4 protein-coding genes are annotated in these 8,345 nt (G+C 70.9%); all 4 read left to right on the forward strand.

What is annotated here, in order from left to right; translation table 11 throughout:
* Window positions 1–424: 424 nt before the first annotated feature.
* The 4 genes from G3I19_RS32095 to glgB all read left to right on the forward strand — a co-directional run bounded on the left by G3I19_RS32095 (window position 425) and on the right by glgB (window position 8,202).
* On the forward strand, window positions 425–2,473 hold the full coding sequence (locus tag G3I19_RS32095) for an alpha-1,4-glucan--maltose-1-phosphate maltosyltransferase (protein ID WP_203600787.1): 2,049 nt from the start codon (window positions 425–427) through the stop codon (window positions 2,471–2,473).
* Window positions 2,470–4,176: a maltose alpha-D-glucosyltransferase gene (gene treS / locus G3I19_RS32100; protein ID WP_164267239.1), complete on the forward strand. Its 1,707-nt coding sequence runs from the start codon at window positions 2,470–2,472 to the stop codon at window positions 4,174–4,176. Before G3I19_RS32095 ends, treS begins: the two co-directional genes overlap by 4 nt.
* A 259-nt stretch (window positions 4,177–4,435) precedes the next feature.
* The gene (locus G3I19_RS32105) at window positions 4,436–5,869 is read left to right on the forward strand and encodes a phosphotransferase (RefSeq protein WP_164267240.1); all 1,434 of its coding nucleotides are present in this window, start codon (window positions 4,436–4,438) and stop codon (window positions 5,867–5,869) included.
* A 116-nt stretch (window positions 5,870–5,985) separates the two neighbouring features.
* Window positions 5,986–8,202: a 1,4-alpha-glucan branching enzyme gene (glgB, locus tag G3I19_RS32110; protein ID WP_164267241.1), complete on the forward strand. Its 2,217-nt coding sequence runs from the start codon at window positions 5,986–5,988 to the stop codon at window positions 8,200–8,202.
* Window positions 8,203–8,345 lie beyond the last annotated feature (143 nt).

Below are 8,345 nucleotides of genomic sequence, written 5' to 3' on the forward strand. Positions count from 1 at the left end.
CGACCGGCACCCGCCGTGCGCCGTGCGCGCGCTGCGCGGCGCGCTCCGTCAGGTCCGGCCGGCCGCGGCGGCGGCCACCTCCATTTGCCGGTCGGTCTCAGCCAAAGGTGTGAAACCTCGGACGCCCGCGCGGCCGGGCACGGCCCGTCCGCGACGCGCGGCCCACCTGGTCCTTGCCTTGCACATTACGCACGAGTACTTAACTCAGGAGCCGGATTGCCCACCCGAGGAGTGGGGGAAGGCTCCTCCGGTATCCGCCCGAGCGCGCCCCCACCCCTCACCACAGCCTGAGTGAACGCGGACAGGAGCGGTCATGCCCGCAGCCCGCAAGCCATCATCGGACGAGCCGGCCAGAGGGAGTCTTCAGACGTCCCCGCAGCCGCCCAAGTCCCCGAAGCCACCGAAGCGGCCGCCCACCGGTCAGCTGATCGGCCGTATCCCGGTGCTCGATGTGCGGCCGAGCGTCGACGGCGGGCGCAGGCCCGCCAAAGCGGTGACCGGTGAGACCTTCCAGGTCACCGCGACGGTCTTCCGTGAGGGCCATGACGCCGTCGCCGCCAATGTCGTCCTGCGCGGCCCGCGCGGCCGGACAGCTCCGTGGGCGCCGATGCGCGAGCTGGCCCCCGGCACCGACCGCTGGGGCGCCGACGTCACCCCGGACCGCGAGGGCCGGTGGACGTACACGGTCGAGGCGTGGAGCGATCCCGTCGCCACCTGGCTGCACACCGCCCGGATCAAGGTCCCGGCGGGCATCGACACCGAGCTGGTGCTCGCCGACGGCGCCGCGTTGTATACACGTGCGGCTGCCGGAGTGCCCAAGAGCAGGGGCCGGCAGGCGGTCCTCGCGGTGGCGGAGGCGCTGGGCGACACCGCGGCCCCGGCCGACGGCCGTCTCGCGGCCGCGCTCGCACCGGAGGCGGTGGCGGCGCTCGCCCGCTACCCGCTGCGCGAACTGGTCAGCGCCTCCGAGCCGCTGCCGCTGCTCGTCGAGCGTGAGCGTGCGCTGTACGGATCCTGGTACGAACTGTTCCCGCGCTCCGAAGGCGCCGTGGTCGAGCAGGGCAAGCCGCAGGTCAGTGGCACCTTCAGGACAGCGGCGAAGCGGCTTTCGGCGGTCGCGGCCATGGGGTTCGACGTGGTCTATCTGCCGCCGGTCCACCCCATCGGCACCACCCATCGCAAGGGCCCCAACAACGCGCTGACCGCGGGGCCCGACGATGTGGGCGTGCCCTGGGCCATCGGCTCACCGGCCGGCGGCCACGACGCCGTCCACCCCGACCTCGGCACCCTGGAGGACTTCGACGACTTCGTCGGGCGCGCCGGTGAGCTGGGCCTGGAGATCGCGCTCGACTTCGCGCTGCAGTGCTCGCCCGACCACCCGTGGGTGACGCAGCACCCCGAGTGGTTCCACCACCGGGCGGACGGCACGATCGCGTACGCGGAGAACCCGCCGAAGAAGTACCAGGACATCTACCCGATCGCCTTCGACCGCGACATGGCGGGGCTGGTCGCCGAGACCGTCCGCATCCTGCGCTTCTGGATGGGGCACGGCGTACGGATCTTCCGGGTGGACAACCCGCACACCAAGCCGGTGGTCTTCTGGGAGCAGGTCATCGCCGAGGTCAACGGCCGGGACCCGGACGTGGTCTTCCTGGCCGAGGCGTTCACCAGGCCCGCGATGATGCACACCCTGGGCGCCGTCGGGTTCCAGCAGTCGTACACGTACTTCACCTGGCGGACCGGGAAGCAGGAGCTGACCGACTACGTCACCGAGCTGGCCGGGGAGTCGGCCGCCGCCATGCGACCCAACTTCTTCGTGAACACCCCGGACATCCTGCACGCGTACCTCCAGCACGGCGGCCGCCCGGCCTTCGAGGTCCGTGCGGTGCTCGCGGCGACGATGGCACCGTCCTGGGGGGTGTACGCCGGGTACGAGCTGTGCGAGAACACCACGGCCCGGGCCGGCAGCGAGGACTATCTGGACTCGGAGAAGTACCAGCTGCGACCGCGCGACTGGGAGTCCGCCGAGCGGGAGGGGCGGACCATCGCCCCGCTGATCACCACGCTGAACGAGCTGCGGCGGCGCCATCCGGCGCTGCGTCAGCTGCGGTCGGTGCACTTCCACCGCACCGACAACGACGCGGTCATCGCGTACTCGAAATCGGTGTCCGTGCCGGACTCGACGGCGGGCTCCACGGCGGTCTCCACGCCGGGCGGAGACCCCGCCGGTTCGAACACGGTTCTGATTGTCGTCAACCTTGACCCGCACCACACCCAGGAGGCCACGGTCTCGTTGGACATGCCGGATCTCGGCCTGGAATGGCACGAATCCGTCCCGGTGCGCGACGAGCTCACCGGCGAGACCTACCACTGGGGCAGGGCCAACTATGTGCGTCTGGAGCCGGGCAGCACGCCCGCGCACATCCTGGTGCTGCGACCGTCCCCGCCGATCGGAGGGTCACCCACATCATGATTGTCAATGAGCCTGTCCACGACAAATTCGAGGACACTCCCACCAAGGACCGTGACCCCGACTGGTTCAAACGCGCCGTCTTCTACGAGGTCCTGGTCAGGTCGTTCCAGGACAGCAACGGGGACGGTGTCGGTGACCTCAAGGGCATCACCGCCAAACTGGACTACCTCCAGTGGCTCGGCGTCGACTGCCTCTGGCTGCCGCCGTTCTTCAAGTCGCCCCTGCGGGACGGCGGTTACGACGTGGCGGACTACACGTCGGTGCTGCCGGAGTTCGGCGACCTCGCCGACTTCGTCGAGTTCGTCGACGCCACCCACCAGCGTGGCATGCGCGTGATCATCGACTTCGTGATGAACCACACGAGCGACCAGCACGAGTGGTTCCAGGAGTCGCGCAAGGACCCGGACGGGCCGTACGGCGACTACTACATCTGGGCCGACGACGACAAGCAGTTCGCGGACGCCCGGATCATCTTCGTCGACACGGAGAGCTCCAACTGGACCTTCGACCCGGTGCGCAAGCAGTACTACTGGCACCGGTTCTTCTCCCACCAGCCGGATCTCAACTACGAGAACCCGGTGGTGCAGGAGGAGATCATCTCCGCGCTGCGCTTCTGGCTCGACCTGGGCATCGACGGATTCCGCCTCGACGCGGTCCCGTACCTCTACCAGGTCGAGGGCACCAACTGCGAGAACCTCCCGCAGACCCACGCCTTCATGAAGCGGGTGCGCGCCGAGATCGACGCGGGCTACCCGGACACGGTGCTGCTCGCCGAGGCCAACCAGTGGCCGGAGGACGTCGTCGACTACTTCGGCGACTTCAAGAAGGGCGGCGACGAGTGCCACATGGCATTCCACTTCCCGGTGATGCCGCGCATCTTCATGGCGGTGCGCCGGGAGTCCCGCTACCCGGTGTCGGAGATCCTGGCCAAGACCCCGGCGATCCCGAAGAACGCCCAGTGGGGCATCTTCCTGCGCAACCACGACGAGCTGACGCTCGAAATGGTCACGGACGAAGAGCGCGACTACATGTACGCGGAGTACGCCAAGGATCCGCGGATGCGGGCCAACATCGGCATCCGCAGGCGGCTCGCACCCCTGCTGGACAACGACCGCAATCAGATCGAACTGTTCACCGCGCTGCTGCTCTCCCTGCCGGGTTCGCCGATCCTCTACTACGGCGACGAGATCGGCATGGGCGACAACATCTGGCTCGGTGACCGGGACGCGGTCCGTACACCGATGCAGTGGACCCCCGACCGGAACGCCGGCTTCTCGTCCAGCGACCCGGGACGGCTCTCCCTGCCGACCATCATGGACCCGGTCTACGGCTACCAGGTGACGAACGTCGAGGCGTCCATGGCCTCGCCCGCCTCACTGCTGCACTGGACCCGCCGGATGATCGAGATCCGTAAGCAGAACCCGGCCTTCGGCCTCGGTTCGTACACCGAGCTGCCGTCGTCCAACCCGGCCGTCCTCGCCTTCCTCCGGGAGTACAAGGACGACCTGGTGCTGTGCGTGCACAACTTCTCCCGGTTCGCGCAGCCGACGGAGCTCGATCTGGGCACCTTCACCGGGCGCCATCCGGTGGAGCTGATCGGCGGGGTGCGCTTCCCCCCGATCGGTGAACTGCCGTATCTCCTGACCCTCGCGGGGCACGGCTTCTACTGGTTCCGCTTGCGCAAGGACGCCCCCACCGTGTGACGCCGTGCCCGGGGCGGGCCGGTTTCCGCCGCCCCGCCCCGGGCACGCTTCTCACTGGTACCGCGGCACCAGCACCCGGCCCACGGAGCCCGAGGGCCTTTCGTTTGGATCAGGGCCCTAGTCCATCTGGTCCATCCTCACCCGCACCGTCCCGCACAGCCGGATTCCCGCCCCCAATGCGTTCAGCATGGGAGGCGACCCCACGCAATCCGGGACACTCTGCGCATCGTGTGGTGTGCCCGGGAAAGGACGCGATGCCATGTCCAAGGCTGCATCCACCCGGAACAGCGCGCGCTCCGCCGGGTCGTCCGGCCCCCTCCGCCTCCTCGACTCGCTCGCCCCCCTGCTGCACGAGTGGCTGCCCCGGCAGCGCTGGTTCGCGGGCAAGGGGCGGCCCGTCACCTCCTTCACCCTGGTCTCGGCCACCGAACTGCTGCCGGTCGGCGCCGCCCCCGGCCTGCTCCATCTGCTGATCCGTGCCGACCAGGACTCCCCCGCGACCGGCGACTGCTACCAGCTGCTGCTCGGCGTACGCACCTCACTGCCGCCGCGCCTCGCCGCCGCGCTGATCGGCCGGGCCCGCACCGGACCGCTGGCCGGGTCCGTGCTGTACGACGCGCTGCTCGACCCCCGGCTGACCGGGCTGCTCTTCGAGCGGCTGCGCACGCCCGGCCGGATCGGCGCGCTGCGCTTCGACCGCGACCCGACCGCCGACATCCCCTCCGGGCTGCCCGCCAGGCCGCTGGGCGCCGAGCAGTCCAACACCTCCCTCGTCTATGGCGATACGTTCATCCTGAAGGTCTTCCGCCGCGTCCACCCCGGTTCGAACCCGGACCTGGAGCTGCCGCTCGCGCTGGCCCAGGCCGGCTGCGCCCGGGTGCCGGCGCCCGTCGCCTGGTACGAGACCACGGAGCCGGAGCCCGCCACTCTGGGGGTGCTCCAGCCGTTCCTCTCGGGGTCCGAGGACGGCTGGCAGCTGGCACTGCTCGCACTCGCCGACGGCCACGACTTCGCGGCGGGCGCCCGCGCGCTGGGCCGGGCGACCGCCGAGGTGCACGGGACGCTGGCGTCCGCGCTGCCCACCGCGGTCCTGAGCAAGCGGCAGATACAGCATCTCGCGGCGGAGATGACGGAACGTCTGGAGCTCACGGCTCAGGCGGTCCCGGCGCTCGCGCCGTATGTGGCGGGGCTCCGCACCGCCTTCGACGCGATCGCCGACCTCGGCCACGCCGGCCGCACCTGGGCCGCCCAGCGCATCCACGGCGATCTGCATCTGGGCCAGAGCCTGCGGGCCAGGGACGGCGAGTGGTCGGTCATCGACTTCGAGGGCGAACCGGCCAGACCGCTCGCCGAGCGCACCCGCCCGCAGCCCGTCGTCCGCGACGTGGCGGGGATGCTGCGCTCCTTCGACTACGCGGCGCGCACCCACCGGCCCTGGTCCCCGAAGTGGGCGACCGGCTGCCGTGACGCGTACTGCGAGGGGTACGCGTCGGTGTCCGGCGCCGACCCGCGCGCCGAGCCGGAGCTGCTGCGCGCCTACGAGACCGACAAGGCGGTGTACGAGGTCCTCTACGAGGCCAGGAACCGCCCCGACTGGCTGCCCGTCCCGATGGCCGCGATCGAGCGGCTCTCGCTTCCCGAACCCCCCGTTTTCCACCGTGCGCCGAAGCTGCCGAGGAGGCCGCCCCAGTGACCGCCCGTCCCCCGTCCCGCACTCCGTCGCCCGCCGAACCCGAGCCCGCCCCGTCCACGGACACGGACACGGCGGACACCGCGAACACCTCCCACAGCACCGAGCCCGCGGCCGTTCTGCCGTCCCAGCCGACCGGAGGGGTGCGCCCGGCCGAGACGCTCGGCGCCGCCGACCGGGAGCGGCTGCTCAGCGGCGGCCACCACGACCCGCACGCGCTGCTCGGCGCCCATCCGGTCAGCGGCGGCATCGCCGTCCGGGCCCTGCGGCCGTACGCCCGCTCCGTCACCGTGGTCGGCAAGGGGCTCCGCGCCGAACTGCACGACGACGGCGAGGGCTTCTTCTCCGGGCTGCTGCCGCTGCGCACTGTCCCGGAGTACGCGCTGCTCGTCGCGTACGACGGGGCCGAGACCGAGCTGCAGGACCCGTACCGCTTCCTGCCCACCCTCGGTGAGCTGGATCTGCATCTGATCGGCGAGGGCCGCCACGAGGAGCTGTGGAAGGCGCTCGGCGCACAGCCGATGACCGTCCAGGGCGTCACCGGCACCCGCTTCACCGTCTGGGCGCCGAACGCGCGCGGGGTGCGGGTCAGCGGGGACTTCAACTACTGGGACGGCACCGCGTATCCGATGCGGTCGCTCGGGTCGTCCGGGGTGTGGGAGCTGTTCCTGCCGGGCATCGGCGAGGGAGCGCTCTACAAGTTCGACCTGATGCGCCCGGACGGCAGCCACACCCTGCGCGCCGACCCGATGGCGCGGCGCACCGAGGTGCCGCCCGCCACCGCGTCCGTGGTCACGGAGTCCCACCACCGCTGGCAGGACGCGCAGTGGATGGCGCACCGGGCCGACCGCCCGGTCCACCAGGCGCCCTTCTCGGTGTACGAGGTGCATCTGCCGTCCTGGCGGCCCGGCCTGACGTACCGCCAGTTGGCGACGCAACTGCCCGCGTACGTCCAGGACCTGGGCTTCACGCATGTGGAGCTGATGCCGGTGTCGGAGCACCCCTTCGGCGGCTCGTGGGGCTACCAGGTCACCGGTTTCTACGCGCCGACGTCCCGGATGGGCACACCGGACGACTTCCGGTATCTGGTGGACTCGCTGCACCGTGCGGGTATCGGTGTCCTGATGGACTGGGTGCCCGCGCACTTCCCGAAGGACGACTGGGCGCTGGCGCGGTTCGACGGCCGGCCGCTGTACGAGCACTCCGACCCGGCGCGCGCCGAGCACCCCGACTGGGGCACGCTCGAATTCGACTACGGCCGCACCGAGGTGCGTAACTTCCTGGTCGCCAACGCCACTTACTGGTGCGAGGAGTTCCACATCGACGGGCTGCGGGTGGACGCCGTCGCCTCGATGCTCTATCTGGACTACTCGCGCGAGGAAGGCCAGTGGTCGCCGAACGAGCACGGCGGCCGGGAGAACCCGGACGCGGTGGCCTTCCTCCAGGAGATGAACGCGACGGTCTACCGCCGTAACCCCGGTGTGGTGACGATCGCCGAGGAGTCGACCGCCTGGGACGGCGTCACGCGCGCCACCGACCAGGTCGGCGCGGGCGGCTACGGGGGGCTCGGCTTCGGGCTGAAGTGGAACATGGGGTGGATGCACGACTCGCTGGAGTACGTGGCGAAGGAGCCGGTGCACCGCAAGTACCACCACAACGAGATGACGTTCTCGATGGTGTACGCGTTCAGTGAGAACTACGTCCTGCCCATCTCGCACGACGAGGTGGTGCACGGCAAGCAGGCCCTGGTCTCGAAGATGCCGGGCGACTGGTGGCAGCAGCGCGCCACGCACCGCGCGTATCTGGGCTTCATGTGGGCCCACCCGGGCAAGCAACTCCTCTTCATGGGGCAGGAGTTCGCCCAGGGCGCCGAGTGGTCGGAGGCGCACGGACCCGACTGGTGGCTGCTCGACCCGTCGTACGGGGCGGCGCACGACCACCGCGGGGTGCGGGACCTGGTGCGTGACCTGAACGCGGTGTACGCGGCGGCCCCCGCCCTGTGGCAGCGTGACACCGACCCGGGCGGCTTCGACTGGGTGGCGGGTGACGCGGCGGAGGACAACGTCTTCGCGTTCCTGCGCTACGACGCGCAGGGCGCACCGCTCCTGTCGGTCTCCAACTTCTCACCCGTGGTGCGGCACGAGTACCGGCTCGGTGTGCCGGACTCGGTGCCGGAGTGGCGCGAGGTCCTCAACACCGACACCGGTCTCTACGGCGGCGGCGACATCCGCAACACGGAGCCGCTGAAGCCCGAGCCGGTGCCGTACCACGGGCGCCCTTCGAGCATCGGGCTGACGCTGCCGCCGCTGGCGACGGTGTGGTTCAGGCCGGTCTGAGCCGGCCGGGGAGGGTGCGGCGGCCGGGGTCCCGCCCGCCGCCACACCTCCGCCGGGTCACGGGCGGGGCCCCGCCGCCTCTCCGAGGCACTCCGGCAGCGCGCCGGTGGTGTGCACGATGCCGGCCCGCTGGGTGGCGCGGG

The organism is Streptomyces sp. SID10853, assembly GCF_010548145.1.
Classification (GTDB): Bacteria; Actinomycetota; Actinomycetes; order Streptomycetales; family Streptomycetaceae; genus Streptomyces.

What these genes read in the sequence shown, in the direction of transcription:
- treS (WP_164267239.1), top strand. Translation starts at nt 2,470, where the DNA reads ATGATTGTCAATGAGCCTGTCCACGACAAATTCGAGGACACTCCCACC.
- G3I19_RS32105 (WP_164267240.1), top strand. Translation starts at nt 4,436, where the DNA reads ATGTCCAAGGCTGCATCCACCCGGAACAGCGCGCGCTCCGCCGGGTCG.